24 protein-coding genes are annotated in these 19965 nt (G+C 70.8%); 3 read left to right on the top strand and 21 right to left on the bottom strand.

Features of this window, described 5'->3' with window-relative positions:
• Window positions 1–53: 53 nt before the first annotated feature.
• Window positions 54–815 (bottom strand): isoprenyl transferase, encoded by a 762-nt coding sequence (locus HW130_RS26255; protein ID WP_177152183.1) that lies wholly within the window; start codon window positions 813–815, stop codon window positions 54–56.
• 107 nt (window positions 816–922) lie between these two features.
• On the opposite strand from HW130_RS26255, the gene mgrA reads away from it, so the two are divergent.
• Window positions 923–1960 (top strand): L-glyceraldehyde 3-phosphate reductase, encoded by a 1038-nt coding sequence (gene mgrA / locus HW130_RS26250; RefSeq protein ID WP_309140578.1) that lies wholly within the window; start codon window positions 923–925, stop codon window positions 1958–1960.
• Window positions 1961–2265: 305 nt separating this feature from the next.
• Here mgrA and HW130_RS26245 read toward each other — a convergent pair whose 3' ends face one another.
• From HW130_RS26245 to HW130_RS26235, 3 genes are all read right to left on the bottom strand, one after another.
• Window positions 2266–2619, bottom strand: a complete 354-nt coding sequence (locus tag HW130_RS26245; protein WP_177152181.1) for a helix-turn-helix domain-containing protein — start codon at window positions 2617–2619, stop codon at window positions 2266–2268.
• Between the two features lie 193 nt (window positions 2620–2812).
• On the bottom strand, window positions 2813–3217 hold the full coding sequence (locus tag HW130_RS26240; protein ID WP_177152180.1) for a cupin domain-containing protein: 405 nt from the start codon (window positions 3215–3217) through the stop codon (window positions 2813–2815).
• Between the two features lie 40 nt (window positions 3218–3257).
• Window positions 3258–4073, bottom strand: coding sequence for an A24 family peptidase (locus HW130_RS26235; protein WP_177152179.1), 816 nt, complete (start codon window positions 4071–4073; stop codon window positions 3258–3260).
• A gap of 123 nt (window positions 4074–4196) precedes the next feature.
• On the opposite strand from HW130_RS26235, the gene HW130_RS26230 reads away from it, so the two are divergent.
• Entirely contained in the window at window positions 4197–4559 is a 363-nt protein-coding gene (locus HW130_RS26230) for a DUF192 domain-containing protein (protein WP_177152178.1), read from the top strand.
• Here the strand turns inward: HW130_RS26230 and HW130_RS26225 are convergent.
• The 4 genes from HW130_RS26225 to HW130_RS26210 all read right to left on the bottom strand — a co-directional run bounded on the left by HW130_RS26225 (window position 4556) and on the right by HW130_RS26210 (window position 8119).
• The gene (locus HW130_RS26225; RefSeq protein ID WP_177152177.1) at window positions 4556–5359 is read right to left on the bottom strand and encodes a hypothetical protein; all 804 of its coding nucleotides are present in this window, start codon (window positions 5357–5359) and stop codon (window positions 4556–4558) included. The genes HW130_RS26230 and HW130_RS26225 overlap by 4 nt on opposite strands.
• Before the next feature lie 102 nt (window positions 5360–5461).
• On the bottom strand, window positions 5462–6004 hold the full coding sequence (locus tag HW130_RS26220; protein ID WP_177152176.1) for a hypothetical protein: 543 nt from the start codon (window positions 6002–6004) through the stop codon (window positions 5462–5464).
• Window positions 6005–6008: 4 nt separating this feature from the next.
• Window positions 6009–7631: a Hint domain-containing protein gene (locus HW130_RS26215; protein WP_177152175.1), complete on the bottom strand. Its 1623-nt coding sequence runs from the start codon at window positions 7629–7631 to the stop codon at window positions 6009–6011.
• Window positions 7632–7726: 95 nt separating this feature from the next.
• A complete protein-coding gene (locus tag HW130_RS26210; protein ID WP_177152191.1) occupies window positions 7727–8119 on the bottom strand; it encodes a helix-turn-helix domain-containing protein in 393 nt (130 codons plus the stop codon).
• A 115-nt stretch (window positions 8120–8234) separates the two neighbouring features.
• Between HW130_RS26210 and HW130_RS26205 the strand changes: the two genes are divergently transcribed.
• Complete coding sequence (locus HW130_RS26205; protein ID WP_177152174.1) at window positions 8235–9065, top strand: SDR family oxidoreductase; 831 nt, start codon at window positions 8235–8237, stop codon at window positions 9063–9065.
• Window positions 9066–9170: 105 nt separating this feature from the next.
• Here the strand turns inward: HW130_RS26205 and HW130_RS26200 are convergent, their stop codons facing one another.
• The 13 genes from HW130_RS26200 to cpaB all read right to left on the bottom strand — a co-directional run bounded on the left by HW130_RS26200 (window position 9171) and on the right by cpaB (window position 19877).
• Window positions 9171–9827, bottom strand: coding sequence for an OmpA family protein (locus HW130_RS26200; protein ID WP_177152173.1), 657 nt, complete (start codon window positions 9825–9827; stop codon window positions 9171–9173).
• Between the two features lie 8 nt (window positions 9828–9835).
• Window positions 9836–10420 (bottom strand): hypothetical protein, encoded by a 585-nt coding sequence (locus HW130_RS26195; protein ID WP_177152172.1) that lies wholly within the window; start codon window positions 10418–10420, stop codon window positions 9836–9838.
• Window positions 10421–10451: 31 nt separating this feature from the next.
• On the bottom strand, window positions 10452–11045 hold the full coding sequence (locus HW130_RS26190) for a pilus assembly protein TadG-related protein (protein ID WP_177152171.1): 594 nt from the start codon (window positions 11043–11045) through the stop codon (window positions 10452–10454).
• Between the two features lie 5 nt (window positions 11046–11050).
• Window positions 11051–11290 carry a hypothetical protein gene (locus tag HW130_RS26185; RefSeq protein ID WP_177152170.1) on the bottom strand — a complete coding sequence of 80 codons (240 nt, stop codon included), beginning with the start codon at window positions 11288–11290 and terminating at the stop codon, window positions 11051–11053.
• A gap of 149 nt (window positions 11291–11439) precedes the next feature.
• Window positions 11440–12447: a response regulator transcription factor gene (locus HW130_RS26180; RefSeq protein ID WP_177152169.1), complete on the bottom strand. Its 1008-nt coding sequence runs from the start codon at window positions 12445–12447 to the stop codon at window positions 11440–11442.
• A 14-nt stretch (window positions 12448–12461) separates the two neighbouring features.
• A complete protein-coding gene (locus HW130_RS26175; protein ID WP_375256589.1) occupies window positions 12462–13802 on the bottom strand; it encodes a sensor histidine kinase in 1341 nt (446 codons plus the stop codon).
• Between the two features lie 36 nt (window positions 13803–13838).
• On the bottom strand, window positions 13839–14726 hold the full coding sequence (locus HW130_RS26170) for a DUF5936 domain-containing protein (RefSeq protein ID WP_218183984.1): 888 nt from the start codon (window positions 14724–14726) through the stop codon (window positions 13839–13841).
• A gap of 16 nt (window positions 14727–14742) precedes the next feature.
• Entirely contained in the window at window positions 14743–15684 is a 942-nt protein-coding gene (locus tag HW130_RS26165; RefSeq protein ID WP_177152168.1) for a type II secretion system F family protein, read from the bottom strand.
• A gap of 9 nt (window positions 15685–15693) precedes the next feature.
• Window positions 15694–17031, bottom strand: a complete 1338-nt coding sequence (locus HW130_RS26160; protein WP_177152167.1) for a CpaF family protein — start codon at window positions 17029–17031, stop codon at window positions 15694–15696.
• A gap of 26 nt (window positions 17032–17057) precedes the next feature.
• Window positions 17058–17429 (bottom strand): TadE/TadG family type IV pilus assembly protein, encoded by a 372-nt coding sequence (locus tag HW130_RS26155; protein ID WP_309140577.1) that lies wholly within the window; start codon window positions 17427–17429, stop codon window positions 17058–17060.
• Window positions 17426–17881: a TadE family protein gene (locus HW130_RS26150; RefSeq protein ID WP_177152166.1), complete on the bottom strand. Its 456-nt coding sequence runs from the start codon at window positions 17879–17881 to the stop codon at window positions 17426–17428. The genes HW130_RS26155 and HW130_RS26150 overlap by 4 nt, the downstream gene beginning before the upstream one ends.
• Before the next feature lie 3 nt (window positions 17882–17884).
• On the bottom strand, window positions 17885–19150 hold the full coding sequence (locus tag HW130_RS26145; protein ID WP_177152165.1) for an AAA family ATPase: 1266 nt from the start codon (window positions 19148–19150) through the stop codon (window positions 17885–17887).
• A gap of 7 nt (window positions 19151–19157) precedes the next feature.
• Window positions 19158–19877: a Flp pilus assembly protein CpaB gene (gene cpaB, locus HW130_RS26140; RefSeq protein WP_177152164.1), complete on the bottom strand. Its 720-nt coding sequence runs from the start codon at window positions 19875–19877 to the stop codon at window positions 19158–19160.
• Window positions 19878–19965: the final 88 nt, after the last annotated feature.

Below are 19965 nucleotides of genomic sequence, written 5' to 3'. Positions count from 1 at the left end.
CCGGGCGTGCGGGGCCGGGCGTGCGGGACCTGGGGCGGCAGCGCCCCGGAAGGTCAGGCGCCGTAGCGGCGGTGGCGAGCCGCGTAGTCGCGGAGCGCGCGCAGGAAGTCGACCTTCCGGAACGCCGGCCAGAAGACCTCGCAGAAGTAGTACTCCGAGTGCGCGCTCTGCCAGAGCATGAAGCCCGAGAGCCGCTGCTCCCCGCTCGTGCGGATCACCAGGTCCGGGTCCGGCTGCCCGCGCGTGTACAGGTGTTCCGAGATGTGCTCGACGTCCACGATCTCGGCGAGCTCCTCGAAGCTCGTCCCCTTCTCCGCGTGCTCCAGCAACAGCGAACGGACCGCGTCGGCGATCTCCTGCCGGCCGCCGTAGCCGACGGCGACGTTGACGAGTATTCCCTCGTTGCCGAGCGTCGCCTGCTCGGCCTCCTTCAGTACGGACTGCGTATGGGCCGGCAGCAGGTCCAGCGTGCCGACGTGGTGCACGCGCCAGCGGCCGTCGGCGGCCAGGTTGCGCACCGTGTTCTCGATGATGCGCAGGAGCGGGGTGAGCTCTTCCTCGGGGCGGTCGAAGTTGTCGGTGGACAGCAGCCAGAGGGTGACGACTTCGACGTCGGTCTCGGCACACCAGCCGAGCAGTTCGGAGATCTTGTCGGCGCCCGCCTGGTGCCCCTGTGCTGCCGTGCCTCCGGACGCCTTGGCCCAGCGGCGGTTGCCGTCGAGGATCACGCCGATGTGCTTGGGCACCTGGGCGTGGTCGAGGCGGCCCTCCACCCGGCGTGCGTAGAGCCCGTACACCAGGTCGCGCAGGTTCACTGTTCTTACACCCCTCCATGCGGCAGTCCCCGAAGGCGCCACACTACTGCGGACGGGCCAATACGGCCCAACCCGGTATGTCACAAGTCCGTGATAAGGAGGGATGCGTGACTGATTCAAGTTTCTACCGCGCCGCCGACGACCGTTACGCGTCCATGGAGTACCGGCGCACCGGCCGTTCCGGGCTCAGGCTCCCGGCGATCTCCCTCGGCCTGTGGCACAACTTCGGCGACGACCGCGCGCTCGACTCGCAGCGGGCGATTCTGCGCCGCGCCTTCGACCTGGGTGTGACGCACTTCGACCTGGCCAACAACTACGGCCCGCCGCCCGGTTCCGCAGAGCTGAATTTCGGCAAGATCTTCGCCCAGGATTTCGCCCCTTACCGGGATGAACTGGTCGTTTCGACCAAGGCCGGTTATCTGATGCACCCCGGGCCGTACGGCGAGTGGGGTTCGCGCAAGTACCTGCTGTCGTCGCTGGACGCGTCCCTGAAGCGGATGGGTCTCGACTACGTCGACATCTTCTACTCGCACCGCTTCGACAAGGACACCCCGCTCGAGGAGACGATGGGCGCCCTGGCCTCGGCGGTGCAGCAGGGCAAGGCGCTGTACGTGGGCGTGTCCTCGTACACCGCCGAGCAGACCGCGGAGGCGGCCGGGCTGCTGAAGGAGATGGGCGTCCCCGCCCTCATCCACCAGCCCTCGTACTCGATGATCAACCGCTGGATCGAGGACGACACACTGCTCGACACGCTGGAGAGCGCCGGCATGGGCTGCATCTCCTTCGTGCCGCTCGCCCAGGGGCTGCTCACCGACAAGTACCTGAAGGGCATCCCGGAGGGTTCGCGCGCCACCCAGGGCAAGTCGCTCGACCCCGGCCTCCTGTCCGGCGACGTGGTGCGCCGGCTGAACGGTCTGAACGACATCGCGGCCAAGCGCGGCCAGTCGCTCGCCCAGCTGGCGCTCGCCTGGGTGCTGCGCGACTCGCGGATGACGTCGGCGCTGATCGGTGCGTCCAGCGTGCGGCAGCTGGAGGAGAACGTGGCCGCTCTGGCGGGGCCGCCCCTGACCGACGAGGAGCTGAGGGACATCGACGCCTTCGCCGTGGACACGGCAGGAACGAACATCTGGGCCGCCCGGAGCTAGACCCGCAGCCTCCGGAGGTGCCGGACCGGCGGCGTCGGCGGCCGGACATCGGCGAGCATGAAAAAACGGGCCGGTCCGTGGGGGGATACGGACCGGCCCGAGGGGGGGTTTCCACCATAACCCTTCGTAAGTGGTGCCGCGTGCCACGCCATGCCGCAACCGGGCACCGAATCCCCTGCCGGCGGAGGTGCCGGCCGAGCGGAGGCGCAAAGCCGGGGGTCAGGGGCCCGCCACAGCCCGGTCCGCTACTCCCGACGGGTGACCCGGGACGGCGGGCGCCGCATTGACGAACACGTGACGTGACGTCAAGTGACCGAGGTGCGTTGCTTGTTGGCAACGATCTCGCTCATGAACGTCGATCCCCAGGCGCCGAGCGGCTCCAGCGCGGTGTTGAGCGCCTTGCCCAGCTCGGTCAGCGAGTACTCCACGCGCGGGGGGACCTCCCCGTAGACCTCGCGGTGCACGATGCCGTCCGCCTCCAGCTCGCGCAGCTGCTGGATCAGCACCTTCTCGCTGACGCCTTCCACCTGCCGCTTCAGCTCGCCGAAGCGGCGCGTGCCGTCGTTCAGAGCCCACAGGATGTGCGGCTTCCACTTGCCGCCGACAACGTCCACTGCGGCATCGATGCCGCAGTGGTAGGAGGTCCTGCCCTTGGCCATGCCCACTCCTCGCTGAAGGTTGCCGGTCGGGCGTCGGCGCGCCGCCGATCCGCCGGTACGCCGGGCCGGATCCACCCTAGGCAACGGCTCCGACAGCGACGGTGGGAGCGGACAGGTTCTGACCTGTATACGCCCGGGGGCGGCCGTACGACGACGAGCGACGTGACCCGGCGGCAGGCGCACGTGCAACTGCTCAGCCGAGGGCGTGCCCGGTCGTGCTGTCCACGTGGTCGGGGATCTCGCCCTCGTGCCGGTCACCGGTCGACTTCGTACCGGACGGTTCGAACATGAGGATGGACCCGCCCGGCGACGACGGCTTGTGCTCGGTGCCCTTCGGCACGACGTAGACGTCGCCCTTGTGCAGCTCCACGACGGACTCGCTGCCGTCGGCGGCGCGCAGGGCGATGTCGAAGCGTCCGTCCAGTACGAGGAAGAACTCGTCGGTGTCCTCGTGCACGTGCCACACGTGCTCGCCCTCCGCATGGGCGATGCGCACGTCGTAGTCGTTCATACGCGCCACGATGCGCGGACTGTAGACGTCGTCGAAGGACGCGAGGGCTTCGGTGAGGTTGACCGGCTTCGTCGGTGAGGAGTCCATGACTCCGATTCTGTCGGCCCGTTGCCGCGATGTCCGGCGATCAAGCCCCCAGAGCCCCCAGCAGCACCGCCAGGAGCGCACCGACGATCATGAAGGGGCCGAAGGGGATCGCCGTCCTGCGGCCCGCGCGGCGAAGGAGCATCAGGGTCAGGCCGTACAGGGAGCCGAGCAGGAAGCCGGCGAAGGCCCCCAGGAACAGCACCACCCAGCCGTACCAGCCGAGCACCACGCCGAGCGAGAGCGCGAGCTTCACGTCGCCGAAGCCCATGCCGTTCGGGTTGATGAGGAAGAGCAGGAAGTAGACCGCGCCGAGCGCGAGGCCGCCCAGCAGGGCGGTCGGCCAGGACCCCCCGTCGTGCGGCAGCAGTTCGGCGAGGCCGAGCAGGGCCGCCGATGCGGCGGCGAGCGGAAGGGTGAGCTGGTCGGGCAGCCGGTGCACACGGCGGTCGACGAGCGCGAGCAGGACGGCGGCCGGGGTGGCGAGCAGCCAGACCGCCAGCTCGGGGCGCGGCCCCGTCGACGCCGCGAGCGTCAGGCAGACCAGCGCCGTGACGGCGGGGACGAGGACGGACGGGCGGTACGGGACGGGCGGACGGTCCTCGGCGGACGCGTCGGCCGGTGCGAGCGCCCCGTCCCGCACCCCCGCCGCCACCACCGCAGGCGCCCCCGCGGCGCAGCTCGCGCACCGGGCCGCCCCCACCCAGCCGCGCAGCGGTCCGGTGATCGGATGTCCGGCGGGGCAGGCGGCGCGCCAGTCGTCCTCCGGTTCGACCGACAGACGGTACGCGGCGCGTGGCAGGAGCGTCCCGGCTACGGCCCCCCACACGGCGGCTACGGCGATCAGCGTCACGTCCACGGTGCCGACCCTAGGCCCGGCCCGGTCCGCGGTCATGGGCCCAGGGGCCCAGGTTCGCGGGCCGGGGCCCATTGCGGTACGGATCGGGTCCGCACGCCGCCGCCCGGCGCTACGGTCTGGGCCATGCGTACATGGCAGGACGGAACAGCGGAGCTGACGGTCCCCGGCCGGGACACCCCGGTCGGGGTGCGGATCGCCGCCTCGTACCGGGCACGCACCCGCGGGCTGCTCGGCCGGGACGGGATCGACGGCGCGCTCATGCTGACCCCGTGCGCCGGCGTCCACACCTTCCGGATGCGCTTCACGATCGACGTGGCGTACCTGGACAGGGAGTTGAGGGTGCTGGACGTGGTGACGATGAAGCCGGGACGCCTCGGCCGGATCCGCTTGCGTTCCCGGCACGCCCTGGAGGCGGAGGCCGGGGCGATGGCGCGGTGGGGGGTGCGGCCGGGTGTACGGCTTGGCATACGGCCGGCCGGTGTCTAGGGCAGCTTCGCCGTCTGTGCGCGGATCAGCTCGGCCGGGACCTCGGGCGTCCTCGCGTCGACGAAGTTCGCCGTGTAGAAGGTGACGACGCTCGCGCCCCGGCGTACGACATGGAAGACGAGCGGCACCTTCGCGCCCATGACCGCGCCCGTCACCTGGTAGGCGAAGGATTCGTCACCGGTCCGCGCTGCGGGCAGCGTCCGCACCGCGGAGTAGGTGGAGACCGAGTCCGCGCCGCGCGTGGTGAAGCCCCCCGCGCAGGCGTCCGCGGCGGTGCGCAGCGAGGCGATGACCTGCCGGGCGCCGCCGTTCGCGTGCGAGGTGAGGATCAGCGTGACGACGGTCTGCGTCTCCTCGCCCTCCTCCGCGGAGTCGACGGCGGTGCGGTACACGGTCGCCGCGGCGGCGGGTTCCGGCGTTCCGTTGATCACGGCGGCCAGCGGGGCGCAGGCCGGCTCGTCCGCCTTCTCCTTGCCGGGCTCCTCTCCGCCCTGCAGGGGCGTGACCTCGTAACCGGGGACCTCGCCGGTGGCCAGCACGGCCTTGGCCAACTCGGCCTCGGTGAGGGTCCTGCCACTGCTCGGGGGCTCGGCGGCGGGCGGCACGGCGGAGTCGGACGGAGCCGGTGCGGTGTCCTTCCCGGCGGTGCCGGACGGCGACACGGACGCGTCGGCGGCCTTCCCGTCGCCACCGGCCTTCGCCTCGTCCTCGCAGGCGGTGGCCGTCCCGGCCGTGAGCGCGACGGCCAGCGCGGCCGTCGCGACGCGCCGTGCCGTCCTGGTCCGGATCCCCGTGTTCATTGCGCTCCCACCCCGCTCGCCGATGTGCGTGGCACGCTAACAACCCGAACCGTCACGGCACATGGGCCCACGGGCCCATGCCTCGGACTCACGCCGCGCGCTCTACCCGTGTGCGGGCACCGCAGGACGCAGGGACTCCAGCACCGTGTCGCCACCGTGCTTCGCCACCCAGTCCGCCTCGTCCGCCCTGTTCCCCATACGGATGCCGAAGGTCCACGCCGGGTCCAGGAACAGGCTGCGACCGCCGGCGAAGTCGAGCGCGAGGCCCCGGATGACCGGCGTTCGCGTGCCGCCCGCGTGTCCGGCACCGGACACGTACGCCCGCACCGCCGTGCAGCTCCACTCGTCCCTGCCGTCGCCGAACAACTGCTCGCCGTACGACGCCAGCACGACCTCGTCCTCCGCCTCCGCCAGCAGTTCCACGTCGGACCAGTCGGCAGCCGTGACCCGCCGGGCGGTCAGGTGGTCGTACTGGCCCTCGGACGCGAGCCGCACCAGGCCCTCGTCGAGCCGCAGCCACACGATGAGCGGCTGCGGCCGGAACTCGGGCACGGAGTCGTCCCGGTCGATCCAGCCCGGAACGAGGACGTCGCGCACACGGCGTCCCGTGAGCATCCCAGCGACCTCGCGTGCCATGCTGCTCATGAGGTCAGCCCTTCTTCTTCGGCACCTTCTTGGTGATCTGGATCCCGGTGTCCAGGCCCTCGCCGGTCGTGAGGGCGGTCCAGAAGTCACCGTTCTCCCGCAGGACGATCGTCACGCCCTTGCCACGATAGATCAGCGCTTCCGGCTCGCCCTTCTTCAACGTGCCCTTGCCCACGAGTTCGAACGTGCCGTCCTTGATCGCGTTCGCGATGTCGTCGCGGAAGCGCGGGCCGTCGTCCTTGAGCTTCTTGTACTTGGTGCCCAGGGCGTCCTCGACGAGCTTCTTGTGCCGCAGGAAGTGGTCCTTGAACTTCTTCGGGTCCCCCTCGCCGACGTCCGGGTTCCTCGCCGCGTCGACCTCCTCGGCGGACATGTCGCAGTCGTTGTTGTGCACGAGGGCACTGGCGGGGCCCACTCCGACGAAGTACGTGTGCACACCGGCCACGGCGAGGTCGTACGTCGTCTGCCGCTGCACGTAGTGCCGGGCCGCCAGCACGGTGAGGCTGCCGCCTGTCCCGGTGCGGAGGCGGGCGCCGGGCCGGATGTCGCCGGCGTCCTCCCAGCGACGCTCACCGGCGAGCCAGAACGGGTGCGTGTCGGTGGCGGTGACGACGGCGGTGCCGGACGCCGTCCGCACGGTGAGCCGGGTGAACTCCTTGTCGTCGTACGTCGTGAACATCCGGGTGACGCGCCGGCCGCCGCTCTGCCCCGTACCGGGGTCCGCGGCCGCCACGCGCATCCCGGTGCGCACGGTCTCGATCGGCACCCGGCGTCCGTCGGCAAGCAGGACGGGCGTGCCGGCCGGGAAGCTGTGCCGGACGGGGCAGGTCGTCGGTCTGTCGTTCGGTTTGTCCTCGTCCGGTTTCTTCTGGTTCGGGTCGTACTTCTTCCTGGCGTCCTCGAGCGCCTTCTCCGCGTCCTTGACGCGCTTGCGGTTCTTGAGGAGACCGGTCAGGCCGTCGTAGAGGTCGCCGCCGTGTTTCCTGAGCCGCTGGATGAGCTCGTACGCCTTCTTCCACTTCCACGGCGCTCCGTACTTGGCGGCGAGCTTGCCGACCGCGCCGCCGACGAGGCTGAGCAGCACATTGATCAGTGTCTCGGTGCACGCCCCCATGTCGCCCTCGGTGACGCAGTCGAGGGCGTCGGTGATGCCGAGTTCGTCGGCGAGGATCTTGGCCAGCTCCTTGGCGGCCTGCACCGCCTTGTCCTGGTCGGCCTTCTCGGCGGCCTGGGCGTCCTGGAGCTCCTTGAGGGCCTTCTCGTAGACGATCTGTTCCGGGGTTCTGGGCACGGAGGAGTCGTCGGCCGGCACGTCGGCCGGGCCGTCCTGCGCCGGCCTGCCGTCCTGTGCCTCGTTCTGCCGGCCGCCGTCGCCGCAGTCCCCGCCGCCCGTGACCCGGCAGACCTGCGCGTTGATCTTCTGCGTCAGCTCGGCGCCGATCCCGGTGGCCACGAGTGAGCCGATGATGGCCACGACCACGAGGCCCAGACCGACGTACTCCAACGGCGTCTGGCCCCGGTCGTGCCGACGACGCCTGCGCAGACCGAGCAGCCGCGCATCGGTCCGGGGGGTGATCCCCCGCAGCCACCGGCGGCCGTGTCGGCGCACATCCCCCAGTACAGACATGGCTGCCAAGCTAGGGGCGGCCGGAGCGCCCGTCATGGGCCCAGGGGCCCAACGCAGGGCTCAACCGGCCTGTGGGGTCGGGGCGTTGCGCCGGGTCAGCTCCGGCGGCCGGGGGCCGGCTCCCGTGCGTCGTGCTCCGCCCGCGCCTTTTCGACGTCGTCCAGGTGGAGGGCCGCCCACTCGGCGAGGGTGGCGAACAGCGGGGCCAGACTGCGGCCCAGCTTGCTGATCTCGTACTCCACGCGCGGGGGCACCTCGGGGTGGTACGTGCGCACGACCAGCCCGTCGCGCTCGAGTTGCCGCAGCCGCTGGGTCAGCACCTTGGGCGTGATGGTGACGATGCGGCGTTCCAGCTCGACGAAGCGGTGCCGACCGTAGGTGTGGAGCGCCCACAGGATCGGCGTGGTCCAGCGGCTGAAGACGATGTCGACCACCGGGGCGATGGGGCAGGCCTGTTCCGGGTCGGCGCCGGGAGGCACCGCGTGCATTGTGCTGTCGGTCACAACAAGCCCCTCTCCCCATTACTTTCCTCTAGGTACCTACTATCCCCGCCCCGATAGCTTCCTCGAGTCCACGGAGAAACGCGACAACCGGGAGCGATACGTGATTGTGGTAACTGGGGCTACGGGCAACGTCGGTCGGCCGCTCGTGCGCGCACTCGCCGAGGCCGGCGAACAGGTGACGGCGCTCTCGCGCGGGTTGTCCGCGCCTCCGGACGTGCCGGCGGGTGTACGGCACCGGCGGGCCGACCTCGCCGATCCGGAGAGCCTGAAACCGGCCTTCGACGGGGCCGACGCGCTTTTCCTCCTGTACTCGGGCGACATGCCGGCGGCCGGCGCCGATGCGGGAGCCATCCTCGACGCGGCGCGGGCCGGTGGCGTCCGCCGGGTCGTCTTCCTGTCCTCCCAGGGAGTCGGAACGGGCCGCCACTCCCCCGAGTTCGAGGACGGCGTCAAGGGATCGGGACTGGAGTGGACGGTGCTGCGACCGGGCGGATTCGACTCCAACGCCTTCCAGTGGGCGGAGGCCGTCCGCACGCGGCGGACGGTGACCGCGCCGTTCGGTGACGTCGCCCTGCCAACCATCGACCCGGACGACATCGCCGCGGTCGCCGAGGCCGCACTGCGCAAACCGGGGCACGGCGGCAGCACGTACGTGCTCACAGGGCCGGAGCCGGTCTCGCCTCGGCAGCAGGCGGCGGCGATCGGAGACGCGCTGGGCGAAGAGGTGCGGTTCGCCGAGCAGAGCCGTACGGAGGCACGGACGCAGATGCTGCGGTTCATGCCCGAGCCGGTCGTGGAGGCGACGCTCGGCATCCTGGGCGATCCGTCGCCCGAGGAACAGCGGGTGAGCCCGGACGTCGCACGCGTCCTCGGCCGCGCGCCCGGCACGTTCGCGGAGTGGGCGACGCGCAACGCGGCGGCGTTCAGGTGAGTGGCACCTGACGGGCGCGGGCTCGCAGTTGGTGGGCCACCTCCTGCGGCCGTCGGCGCGCGCAGGCCGGGCCGCGTCGTGGCGCGCGGCCCGGCCTGCGTGGCGTCAGCCCTGGGAGCCACCGCGTGGGTAGGAGACCTCCACGCGGCGGTTCTTCTTGCGGCCCTCCTCGTTGGAGTTGTCCGCGATCGGGAACTGCTCGCCGTAGCCGCGGACCTCGTAGGTGATCCCCGCGTCGCTGAGCGCCTTGGACAGGACCGAGTGCACGGCGTCCGCCCGCTGCTTCGACAGGACGTCGCCGTGGGCGGAGGAACCGAGGTCGTCGGTGAATCCGAAGATGCGGACCTGCTTCGCGTTCTCCTTCTTGATCTCGTCGGCGATGGCCCGGATCCGGCCGTTCGCCGCCGGGCTGAGCTTCGCGCTGTCCTTGCCGAAAAGGACTTCGGCCTGGAGGGCGTACTTCACGTCCGAGTTTGTGTCCTCCCGGCGCTCCTCACCGCCCTCGGACTCGATGACGGACTTGATGTCCAGCACCTTGGCCGGGGCGAGGGTGGCGCCGTCGACCATCTTGAGACCCGGGTTGTCCGCGTCCACCTCGACGGGCGGCGAGGCGGACGCCTCGGTGCCCGGCGGCACGCTCGGCTTGTCGTCGGCCCGCGCCTCGGTCGCGGACAGGACGTGGGAGCCGACGAGGAGGGCCGCGGCGGTGAACGCCGTGAGCACGAAGCGGGTGGACGGCCGGCGCATGGGGGTGTGGGTCATGGCGGCACTCACCCGGAGATCTCGACCGAGACGGTCGGGAACGTCGGCAGCTGGAAATCGATCTCGGTGGTCGACGCCGGAGGTGCCGGGAACTGGAAGAAGACCGGGATGGACTTCCCCGGGTCGATCTTGTCGAGACCGGAGGTGCACAGGCAACGGCCGTCGGTGTCGCGGAGAATGTAGTAACGCTTCTTGCCCGCCTTGTCGACGAGCGTCGCACCCGCCACCGAGATGCCTCCGGCGAGGACCTCCTGCTCCGTACCGCGCCACGGCGACATGTCGTAGAAGGCCTCGGCGCCGTTGTTCTTCATCTGACCGTTGACGGTGACGAAGCCGCCTGATTCCCGCTTGACGGAATTGATGACGAGATCGATGTCCTTGGGGCCCTTCACGGTCGCAAGAGTCGTACCGGTGTCCGGTACGACCTCTCCGGAGTCGTTGTTCTCCGAGCCGGGCTTCGCCGACGCGGTCTTCTCCTTCTCCGGCTTCTTGTCCGAATCCCCGCCGCAGCCGGCCACTGTGAGGGCCAGGGTGGCGGTGATCACCACCGCTGCCGCCCCCCTGCGGGCCTTCAGGATGCGCCGAATGCTCATGAGTGGAGTTCCTTCTCTCGTCGTTCGCTTGTCAGTCGACCAACTGCACGTCGAAGAGGTCCTTCGCGTCGGGCAGGTCCGTCGGGTCGTCCTCGAGGTCCCAGCTCTTGGTCTTGCAGGTGAGCGTGGGAAGGATCTCGGCGTCGTCGGGAGGGTCGAAGGTGCACAGAGGCTTGACCGCGGCCTTGGCGTCGGCCGTGGCGTGCTTGCTCTCTGTTCCCGGGATGATCGACGTACCGACCGGCTTCTGCGTCTTGACGTAGGCGATGAAGGTCGGCCACGGCTCGAACGTCCGGTAGCACCCTTCCCCGTCAAGCACCGCGCCGTTCTTCTCGGCAAAGCGTGCGGCCGCTCCGCACGACGGAGCGATCTCCACCTTGCCGTCGAAGATGTCCTGCCACTTGGTCGGATCCCTGAGGGAGTCGAGCCACCGGCCCGCGAGCTTGTCACGAGCGTCCTGTGCCGCCGCGAGCGCCGCGGCGTCCGCCGCGCCCTGTGCGGTGTTCCGAGTGGCCGACGCCTGCCCAACTGCGAAGAAAGCGAACGCGAGGAAGAGCAGGCCCCCCACCATCACCACGTAGATGGGGAATGCCTGCCCTTGATCCCTCGTGCTGCGGTTCGGCAAGCGGCTCAGCCGGCCTTGATCTTGTCGATCTGCTCGTTGATCTTGGTGGTGATCTTGCCGCCGATGCCCGTGCCCACGATCGCGCCGATGATCACGACGACCACCATGATGATGCCCAGGTACTCCAGCGCGGTCTGGCCCTTGGAGCGCTCGCGGTCGGTCATGCGGCTGACGACGGTGTTCTTCCAGCCGTTGACGCGGATCTGCGTGCCGACCGCGGCCTTCAGCAGAGTGTCGTTCGACATGTCGTCCCCCTTCGGGTTCGGCCGACCGGTGGCCGGCCGACTCGTACGTCTCTGTTGCGACGCCGGAAACGTACGGCCGGCATGCGGTCGCCGAAGAGGGTCCCAGGGCCCAATCCGGGGCCCAATCCGCGGGCTGGGTCCTGCGAGGTTCAGCCACGGCCCCTCCCCGGGCCGCCATCGCTGCGTGCCGTGCCGATCCACACGGCGATCGCCTCGCTCCTGCTGACACTGTGAAGCTTCGCGAAGATGCGATTGATGTGGTTCTTGACGGTCTTCTCACTGATGAAGCAGGTGGCGGCGATCTGTTGATTGCTCATGCCGGACGCGATCAGGTCCATCACCTCCACCTCCCTCGCACTCAGGCCGAACTGGTCTTTGTCGCGGGCAGGTTGTGGCACACCGGCGGCAAGCCCGGCGTCACCCCCGTGCCCCACGGACGACTGTCCCACATTCGATTGCAGATGCGAAGCATCTTCGCTCGGATTCCAGGAAGTCGAGACAATCGGAGCGGCGGGATGCGGCGGCACGGCCGGACGGCCACCCGTGGGCGGGGCCGGTGGTGCGTACGCCGTGCCGAGTCCGTCCGGCAGCGGCTGCCCGCCCTGAGGGCCGGGCGCACGGCCGCCGCGGAACTCGGCCAGGAGCGCGTTCGCCGCGGTCGCCGTGAAGTGGGCGCGGCCCTCCCTCACGTCCCGTACGGCGGCGACGAGCTGGTCCGCGGTGAACTCGCCGTGCACGAGGTAGCCGCCCGCCCCCAGTCGCAGCGCCTCCTGCACGATCTCGTTCTCCCGGCTGTACGTCAGCATCATCACCGGCGCCGCCTGCACCAGATAGGGCAGGGCCGAGATGCCGTCGACGCCGGGCATGCGGACGTCGAGCAGGATGACGTCGGGCCGGTGCCGGTGCGCCGCCTCGACCGCCTGCCTGCCGTCGGCGGCCTCGGCGACCACCCGGATGTCGTCGCGCCCGCCGAGCAGGACCGTCAGCCCGGCTCTGACGACCGGGTTGTCGTCCGCGATGACCACCCGCAGGGGTGAGGAGGGAGATGGGGGGAACGGCGGGGCCGAGTGGAGCGGAGTGGCGTGGGACGACGTGTGCTGCGAGGCATGGGGCGTGGTGAACTGCTGACTCGAAGTGCGTGAGCTCTCGTCCGGCATCGTGCGGCCTCCTCTCAGGAGTTGGTGCTTTGTGGGGAGCGGTGGATGTCGGGCTGCGCGGGCAGGATGGCCGCCAGCGGGAGGTCGAGGCGGACCTCGGTGCCCGCGGCCGTCCTGCCGCGTCCGATACGGATGCGTGCGCCGATGCCCGCCGCGCGTTCGACCATCCCGACGAGGCCGAAGTGACCGGCCTTGCGCAGGGAGTCGAGCGTCGTACCCGCGGGCAGCCCGCTGCCGTTGTCGAGGACGCTGATGCGCAGCATGCCGTCGACGATGCCCGTCTCGGCCCGCACCCTGGTGGCGTGCGCGTGGCGGCCGCTGTTCTCCAGCGCCTCGCCGGCGATCGTGAGCATCTGCCGGGCGACCGCGCGTGGGACCGGCGGTACGGGCGGGCCGCCGAGCCTGCGGAACTCCGCGCCGATGCCGGTGCGCCGGCCGAAGTCGTCCACTGTGGCGTGCAGTTCCTCGGTGACGTCGACCCCGTCCGAGCGGAGGTCGTCGCTGCGGCGCAGGTCGCTGAGCAGTTCACGGGACTCGGCCGCGGCGCGGCGGGCGGAGCGGGCGACCAGTTCGGCCTGGCGCTTGACGGTGAGCGGGTCCATGCGGTCGGCCGTGGAGGCGAGGCCGTCGGCGGCGAGTGCCAGACCGTGCAGGGTCTTGGCGACGGAGTCGTGCATCTCGCGGGCCAGCCGGGCCCGTTCGCCGCCGACCGCCTCGGTGACGGCGAGCCGGGCCCGGGCCTCGGTGAGGGCCTGGCTCGCGGCGCCGAAGCGCAGCAGCAGATTCCGCAGGGTGACCCCTATGGCGCCGGTGACGACGCAGAAGCCCGGCAGCAGCAGGGAGTTCCCCGCGGTGGCGACGGTGTCGGAGTCGGCGCCGTACACGGCGAACAGGATCAGGGCCTGGAGGCAGGCGAAGAAGGCCGCGCCGCGCCACCCGTAGGCGAGCCCGGCGAGCAGGGGCGTGCAGATCGTGACGTACCCGAGGGTGCTGTCGGGTCCGGCCGTGATGAGCAGGAGGGCGCCGAAGAGCGCGTCGAGGGCGAGCAGCGCGGGGTGCCTGAGCAGCAGCGGTCCCCAGCGCTCCCAGTCCCGGAAGAGCCCGTAGGAGAACATGAAGGTGACGAGCACGCCGGAGGCCACGAGGTAGGTGGGCACACCCGGGTTGGCCGCGCCGAGTGCCAGCGGGGTGGCCAGGCCGATCATCGCCAGCCGGAAGCCGAAGACCTGGCGGCACAGCGCCTGCAGGGCGTTGACCTGGATGGCCAGGGTCGGCGTCTGGTCGGGATCGGCCGTGGCGCGGGCCAGGGAGGCCGGTCCGAGGCCTCCCGTTATCCTCCCGATGTGCAGGGCCACTGCGGTCCCCCCTCTGGCGGCGACGGCGTCACGGTGTCAGCCGCCGACCGAGCTGAAGTCGGCGTTGGCGCCGAAGACGAAGGCCGCGACGAGGAGGATCATGGTCGCCGGGACCATGATCGACGTGATGGTCAGCGTGGCCTTCGGGACCGCCTTGGACGCCCTGCGGCGGGCGTTCTGGGCGTCGGTGCGGCGCATGTCGTTGGCGATCTGGATCAGGGTCTCGGTGATCGGCGCGCCCAGCTCCTCGCCCTGCTGGAGGGCGGTGACGAACTGGGCGACCTGCTCCGACTCGTTGCGCCGGCGGAGCTCGTCGAAGGCTTTGCGGCGGCCGACGCCCATGTCCATCTGGCGCAGGGTGATGCGCAGTTCGTCGGCCCAGGGGCCCTCGTACTTGTCGGCGACGCGTTCCAGTGCCTCGCGGAAGCCGAGGCCGGCGCTGACCACGACGGCGAGGACGTCGAGGAAGTCCGGCAGAGTGCGCTCGATCTGCTCCTTGCGCTGCCGGACGGCGGCGAAGATGCCGACCTCCACCCAGAACAGCCCGAACGCGACCATGAAGAGGGCGAGGAAGGGCTGGCCGCGCAGGATCATGGAGAAGGCCCCGAGGAGACCGAGGAATCCGTAGACGGCGCGGCGGGCCGCGTACCGGTCGATGGTGAGGCCGCCGGGGTTTCCGGCGAGGTCGATCCTGCGGCGGACCTTGTTGACCCGCGCGGGGCCCATCATCCGCAGCACCGCGGGCGCGTAGCGCATGCCGAGGCGGTCGACGGCGGAGCCGACCGCGGTGGTGCGGGTGGCGCCGACCTCCAGGGCGACGGCGAGATCGCCGGGGAGCTTGGCGTCGGCGCGGTACATGCGGATGCCGTGGAAGGCTCCGACGACGCAGAGCGCCACGGCGAGGGCCAGGCCGAGTGCGATCATCGCGGTGCGCTCCTCCTCAGATGTCGATCTTGGACAGCCGGCGGATGACGAAGACGCCGAGGGCGTAGAGCACGAGGGCGACGACGACGGCGGCCTGGCCGATGAACGAGCTGGTCATGCGGTCGATCGCGCCGGGCATCACGCGGTCGAGCAGCAGCAGCGCGCCGAGTCCCATGGCGGGGACCGCGTAGGCGGTCATGTTGACCTGGGACAGCTGGGTGCGGACCTCTCGCCGGGTCTCCTTGCGTTCCTCCAGCGTCTCGGTGAGGTTGCGCAGGGAGCCGACCAGGGTGCCGCCGGCCCGGTTCGAGAGGACCAGGGTGGTGACGAGCACGACGAGTTCGCGGGAGGGGAGGCGTTCGGCGAGTTCGCCCAGGGCGTCGTCGACGGAGTGGCCGACGGCCAGCTTGTCGGCGACCCGGCCCAGTTCCTCGCCGGCCGGCGCCTCCAGCTCCTCGGCGGCCATGGACAGGGCGGTGCGCAGGGCGAGACCGGCCTGGGTGGCGTTGGCGAGGATGCGGGAGAGCTCGGGCAGCTGGTTGATGAACTTCTCGATGCGTTTGGTGCGCTGCCAGTTGAGGAACGCGAACGCGCCCCAGATGCCGAGCAGTCCCGCGATGGGCCCGAAGAAGGACGCGAAGAGTGTCTGCGCCGTGATCCAGAGGCCGGCGGTCACCGCGACCATGTAGACGAAGAACTCGCCGGGCGTGAGGTCGAGGCCGGTCGCGGCGAGGCGCAGCTCGATCTTCCTGCCGAGGCCGGTCCCCCGCAGTCTGCGGTCGACGGCCCTGAAGCGCCGGCGGCGGCCGCCGGTCTCCTCGGTGCGGCCGGTGTGGGAGAGCCGGTCGAGCAGCGCGTGGTGCTGCGAGCGGCCCGCGGACCAGGCATGGACGCCCATCACCGCGAGCACGCAGAACAAGAGCGTGCCGCCGATCGTGAGCAGTGCGGTAGTGGTCATGCGCGCTCCCTACTTGGCCTCTCGGACGGCGAGCTGGTCCTCGTGCGCGGCGACGCCGAAGGCCTGCGGGACGGGCTGGCTCGCCATGAAGAGCCGGTCGGCGAGGCGCCGTGGCAGGGGGAAGTGCTCGTACGTTCCGTGGACGCGTCCGTCCGCGCCCATAGGCCGCGCGTCGAAGCGGGCGACGGTGGCCAGCCGGTACGGCTCCTGGCCCCGGGAGTCGAGGACCGCGATCTCGCTGATCTTGCGCGCGCCGTCGGCGTGCCGGGTGAGCTGCACGATGCAGTCGACGGCGCTGTTGATCTGGTCGCGCAGCGCCTCGAAAGGGATCTTCACCTCGGACATGGAGGCCAGCGTCTGCAGGCGCATCAGCGCGTCCTCGCCGCTGTTGGCGTGGACGGTGGCGAGCGATCCGTCGTGACCGGTCGACATCGCCTGGAGCATGTCGAGGGTCTCGCCGCCGCGGACCTCACCGACGACGATGCGGTCGGGACGCATGCGCAAGGAGTTGCGCACCAGGTCGCGGATGGTGATCCGGCCCTTGCCCTCGACGTTCGCCGGGCGGGACTCCAGGCGGATCACGTGCTGCTGCTGGAGCTGGAGTTCCGCGGAGTCCTCGATCGTGATGACCCGTTCGCCCTCCGGGATGAGTCCGGACAGCGCGTTGAGCAGGGTCGTCTTACCGGTGCCGGTCGCTCCCGAGACGATGATGTTCAGCCTGGCCTGGACGAGGGCGGAGAGCAGATGGAGCATGTGCTCGTCGAGCGAGCCGAAGCCGATCATCTCCGAGAGCGTGAAGGCGCGGGGGAAGCGCCGGATGGTGAGTGTGGGACCGGACAGGGACAGCGGCGGGATGATGACGTTGACACGCTCGCCGGAGGGCAGGCGGGCGTCCACCATCGGGTTGGACTCGTCGACCCGGCGGTTGACCGTCGACACGATGCGCTCGATCGTCTGCACGAGCTGCTCGTTGGAGGCGAAGCGCAGCGGCAGCATCTCGACGCGGCCGCCGCGCTCGACGAAGATCTGGTCCGGCCCGTTCACCATGATCTCGGTGATGGACGCGTCCTCCAGAAGCGGTTCCAGTACGCCGAGGCCGAGCGCCTCGTCCACGACCCGGCGGATGAGCTGGGAGCGCTCGGACGCGGAGAGGACCGGCCCCTCACGGCTGATGATGTGCCCGAGCACGCGCTCCAGCCGCGCCCGGCGCTCGGCCGCGGCCAGCGCCGACATCTCCGCGAGGTCGATCTCCTCGAGCAGCTTGGCCCGGTACGTGGCCACCAGATGGCCGTCGTCCCGCCCGCCCCCTCGGTCCTCGGGGGCCGTGATGCGTGCCCGCAGGCTCATGTGCTACTCCTTGGCGTACGGCGGTCTCAGTCCTTGGGCATGGTGGAGCTGCGCTCGGCGTGGCCCCAGTCGTCGATTCCGGGCACGACGGAGGGGATCCTGACCCGGACGGTGGCGGTCACCTCGCTGCCTCCCGGCCGTGCGCTGTAGTCGAAGTCCCCCGGACCGTCGGACAGCCAGTCGCTGACGGCGCTGCGGCCCGCGTGGCCGCCGTCCGTCCGCCAGTTGTCGTCGCTCTCGGCGCGTGCGGCGGCCCGGGCGGCCGTGCCAGCCTGGGAGGTGGCGTAGGCGGCGACGCCGAGTTGGACGGCTGCGAGCGCGAGGATCAGCAGCAACGGCATGAATCCCGCGAACTCCAGGGCCACCTGCCCGCGGTCGCTTCTCTTCCTCCCCGTCACGGCGCCGCCCCCTCGTCCACCGCACTGGCGTGTCCCTCCACCGCGAAGGGGAAGTCGACGAAGCCGGGGAAGAGGACGGGGACCTTGAGCGTCACATCGGCCGCGTACATCCCTCCGGACGCCGGGCCGCAGGCGATGTCCCCGCTCCAGCTGCCCAGGTCCTCCCTGGCCGCCGACCGGCACCGCTGGTCCGACGACTGCCCGTAGGCGTCGGCCGCTCCCTGCCGCGCGCCCTCGTCGGCCGCGTTGCCCGCGCGGATGTACGTGTAGCCCAGCAGGGCCGACTGCCACAGCAGGACGCAGACGGCCGCGATGAGCGGCAGCATGCCCAGGAACTCGACCGCCACCTGCCCCCGGTCGCCGCCGCGTCCGCGGGCCCGTGACCGCCGCGGGTCACCGTCCGGCGCGGTACCGGCCCGTCCCGTGCTCGGTGGTGCGCTCAGCACGCGCATCGCTCAACTCTCCCCCTTGAGACCGCCGGTTCGCCGGCGGCGTACGCCGATGGATCCCCGGTCGCCCCGGAACCTGCCGGCTCTGTCCTTCCCTTCGGGCGCCTTCACGATGCCCAGCTCGCCCGCGAGGCCCCACAGGGCCTGCTTCACCGTGGACTTGGCCTCCAGGTCCTGCATGCGGCCGGCGTCGACGGCGCCCTGCAGTTCCTTGAAGTTCGCGGGGACGACGGATCGCGCGGCGCGTGTGCCGGTGATCCGTTCGATCAGGGCGGGCTGGATCTCGGTGTTGCGTGTGAACCGGTTGACGAGCGTGATCGTCTCCTCGGCCTTGCGGATCTGCAGCCGGTCCCAGAGCCGGACCGTGCGCTTGGCGGCCCGGACCGCCACCACGTCCGGGGTCGTCACCAGCACGGTCGTGTCGGCCATCTCGACGGCCGCCGCGTTGGCGCTGTTCATCTGGGTGCCGCAGTCGATGACCACGACCTCGTAGCGGTTGCGCAGGGCGCTGACGATCTGGCGCACCGCCCGGTCGTCGACCTCCTCGCCGCGTTCTCCGTCGGCGGGGGCGAGCAGCAGTCCGATGCCGGTGTCGTGGGTGAAGACGACGTCCTGGAGCACGCGCGGCGACATGTCCTGGATGCCGGCGAGGTCGACGATCGACCTCCGGAACTGCACGTCCAGGTAGGAGGCCACGTCACCGGCCTGCAGGTCCATGTCCGCCAGCGCCGTCGTCATGCCCGAGGCGCGGGCGGCCAGCGCGAGCTGGACCGAGGCGAGCGTGGTGCCGACGCCTCCCTTCGCCCCGGACACGGTCACCACGATGCCGCCGGGTCCGGTGAACACGTCGCCGCTGTGCCCGAGATGGCGGCGCACGCCGAGCGACCAGGAGGCCGCGGCCTGGACCCGCTGGGTCAGTTCCTCGTACGAGAGCGGAAGCGCGACCAGCCCGCGCGCGCCGGAGTCCATGGCCGACGAGTACAGGCCGGGACTCGCGTCGGCGGTGACCAGGACGACGCCGACCGCGGGGAAGCGCAGCGCCACCTCCCGGATCAGCTCCAATGCCGGCACCGGCCCGATCCGTTCGTGCACCAGCACGACCTCGGGCAGCTCGTCCAGCGACTCGCCCGCCAGGCGCGCGAGCGTGTCGAGCAGCGAGGTCGAATCGGCCACCGGCGCGGCCGGTTCCACCTCCGGCAGCTGGCTGAGCAGGGTGGCGATGGATCGGGCGGCGTCGGCGTCGCCGACGGCCGGGAGGATGCGTGTCGTCATCCGGCCCTCACTTGTTCGTGTCCTCGTCGAGGGTGTACGTGCCTTCACCCGGACGAAGCGTGGTCGGACTGCCCTTGGCGATCAGGGCCAGGCGTACGTGGACGGCGAACGACTCGGCGAAGGCCACGCGCTGGGCGTCCTGGGTGTTCAGGGCGAAGGTGATGGGCACGGCCTGGGTCGCGGCGGCGTTGCGGTCGTCGCCCTTGGGCTCCAGGGCGGTGAGCCTGCCGACGTCGATGACCTTGGCGTTGGGGACGATGATCCGGGACTCGGCGACCCGGCCCCTGTCCTGGCCCTCGTCGTCGAAGGTGGCGAAGATGTTGACCAGATCGCCGGGGGTGATCTTGCCTGCGACACCGGTGGAGGCGTCGATCATGATGGCGATCTCCTGCTCGCCGTTCTCCAGTGCGGGGCGCTTGACGATCATGTCGGCCTGAAGCAGCGACCCTTTGCGCAGCTGGGTGACGGCGATCTTCCCTTCCACCACGGACAGGTCGGTGACCGCACTCGGCGAGAGCCAGCGCTTCGGCATCGTGATCTTTTCGAACTGGCTCGGCTGGAGTTCCGTGTACGGAGCGACGTCCGAGGTGATCCGGTAGGCCGTCACCTCCGGCCCGACCTTGGAATTCACATCGCTGATCACAGAAAGCACGCCGACGAACGCGCCGAAGGCGCACAGGACGGACAGGAGCAGAAGAATGACACCGCGGCGCTGCCGTGAATTCATGGGCGGGACGACCTCGTGGGGAGACGGACGGTTGGCGGACGGTACGGGGACGGCCGGTGCCCGTGCCGGGATTTCTCCCGCCACCGGT

The organism is Streptomyces sp. PKU-EA00015 (assembly GCF_013387495.1).
Taxonomy (GTDB): domain Bacteria; phylum Actinomycetota; class Actinomycetes; order Streptomycetales; family Streptomycetaceae; genus Streptomyces.
The sequence above is the reverse complement of the archived record's forward strand: the minus strand, read 5'-3'. Positions and strand labels throughout refer to the sequence as shown.

What these genes read in the sequence shown, in the direction of transcription:
- HW130_RS26245 (WP_177152181.1), bottom strand. Translation starts at nt 2,619, where the DNA reads ATGGCCAAGGGCAGGACCTCCTACCACTGCGGCATCGATGCCGCAGTG.
- HW130_RS26240 (WP_177152180.1), bottom strand. Translation starts at nt 3,217, where the DNA reads ATGGACTCCTCACCGACGAAGCCGGTCAACCTCACCGAAGCCCTCGCG.
- HW130_RS26230 (WP_177152178.1), top strand. Translation starts at nt 4,197, where the DNA reads ATGCGTACATGGCAGGACGGAACAGCGGAGCTGACGGTCCCCGGCCGG.
- HW130_RS26225 (WP_177152177.1), bottom strand. Translation starts at nt 5,359, where the DNA reads ATGAACACGGGGATCCGGACCAGGACGGCACGGCGCGTCGCGACGGCC.
- HW130_RS26220 (WP_177152176.1), bottom strand. Translation starts at nt 6,004, where the DNA reads ATGAGCAGCATGGCACGCGAGGTCGCTGGGATGCTCACGGGACGCCGT.
- HW130_RS26215 (WP_177152175.1), bottom strand. Translation starts at nt 7,631, where the DNA reads ATGTCTGTACTGGGGGATGTGCGCCGACACGGCCGCCGGTGGCTGCGG.
- HW130_RS26210 (WP_177152191.1), bottom strand. Translation starts at nt 8,119, where the DNA reads ATGCACGCGGTGCCTCCCGGCGCCGACCCGGAACAGGCCTGCCCCATC.
- HW130_RS26200 (WP_177152173.1), bottom strand. Translation starts at nt 9,827, where the DNA reads ATGACCCACACCCCCATGCGCCGGCCGTCCACCCGCTTCGTGCTCACG.
- HW130_RS26195 (WP_177152172.1), bottom strand. Translation starts at nt 10,420, where the DNA reads ATGAGCATTCGGCGCATCCTGAAGGCCCGCAGGGGGGCGGCAGCGGTG.
- HW130_RS26185 (WP_177152170.1), bottom strand. Translation starts at nt 11,290, where the DNA reads ATGTCGAACGACACTCTGCTGAAGGCCGCGGTCGGCACGCAGATCCGC.
- HW130_RS26180 (WP_177152169.1), bottom strand. Translation starts at nt 12,447, where the DNA reads ATGCCGGACGAGAGCTCACGCACTTCGAGTCAGCAGTTCACCACGCCC.
- HW130_RS26170 (WP_218183984.1), bottom strand. Translation starts at nt 14,726, where the DNA reads ATGATCGCACTCGGCCTGGCCCTCGCCGTGGCGCTCTGCGTCGTCGGA.
- HW130_RS26165 (WP_177152168.1), bottom strand. Translation starts at nt 15,684, where the DNA reads ATGACCACTACCGCACTGCTCACGATCGGCGGCACGCTCTTGTTCTGC.
- HW130_RS26160 (WP_177152167.1), bottom strand. Translation starts at nt 17,031, where the DNA reads ATGAGCCTGCGGGCACGCATCACGGCCCCCGAGGACCGAGGGGGCGGG.
- HW130_RS26150 (WP_177152166.1), bottom strand. Translation starts at nt 17,881, where the DNA reads ATGCGCGTGCTGAGCGCACCACCGAGCACGGGACGGGCCGGTACCGCG.
- HW130_RS26145 (WP_177152165.1), bottom strand. Translation starts at nt 19,150, where the DNA reads ATGACGACACGCATCCTCCCGGCCGTCGGCGACGCCGACGCCGCCCGA.
- cpaB (WP_177152164.1), bottom strand. Translation starts at nt 19,877, where the DNA reads ATGAATTCACGGCAGCGCCGCGGTGTCATTCTTCTGCTCCTGTCCGTC.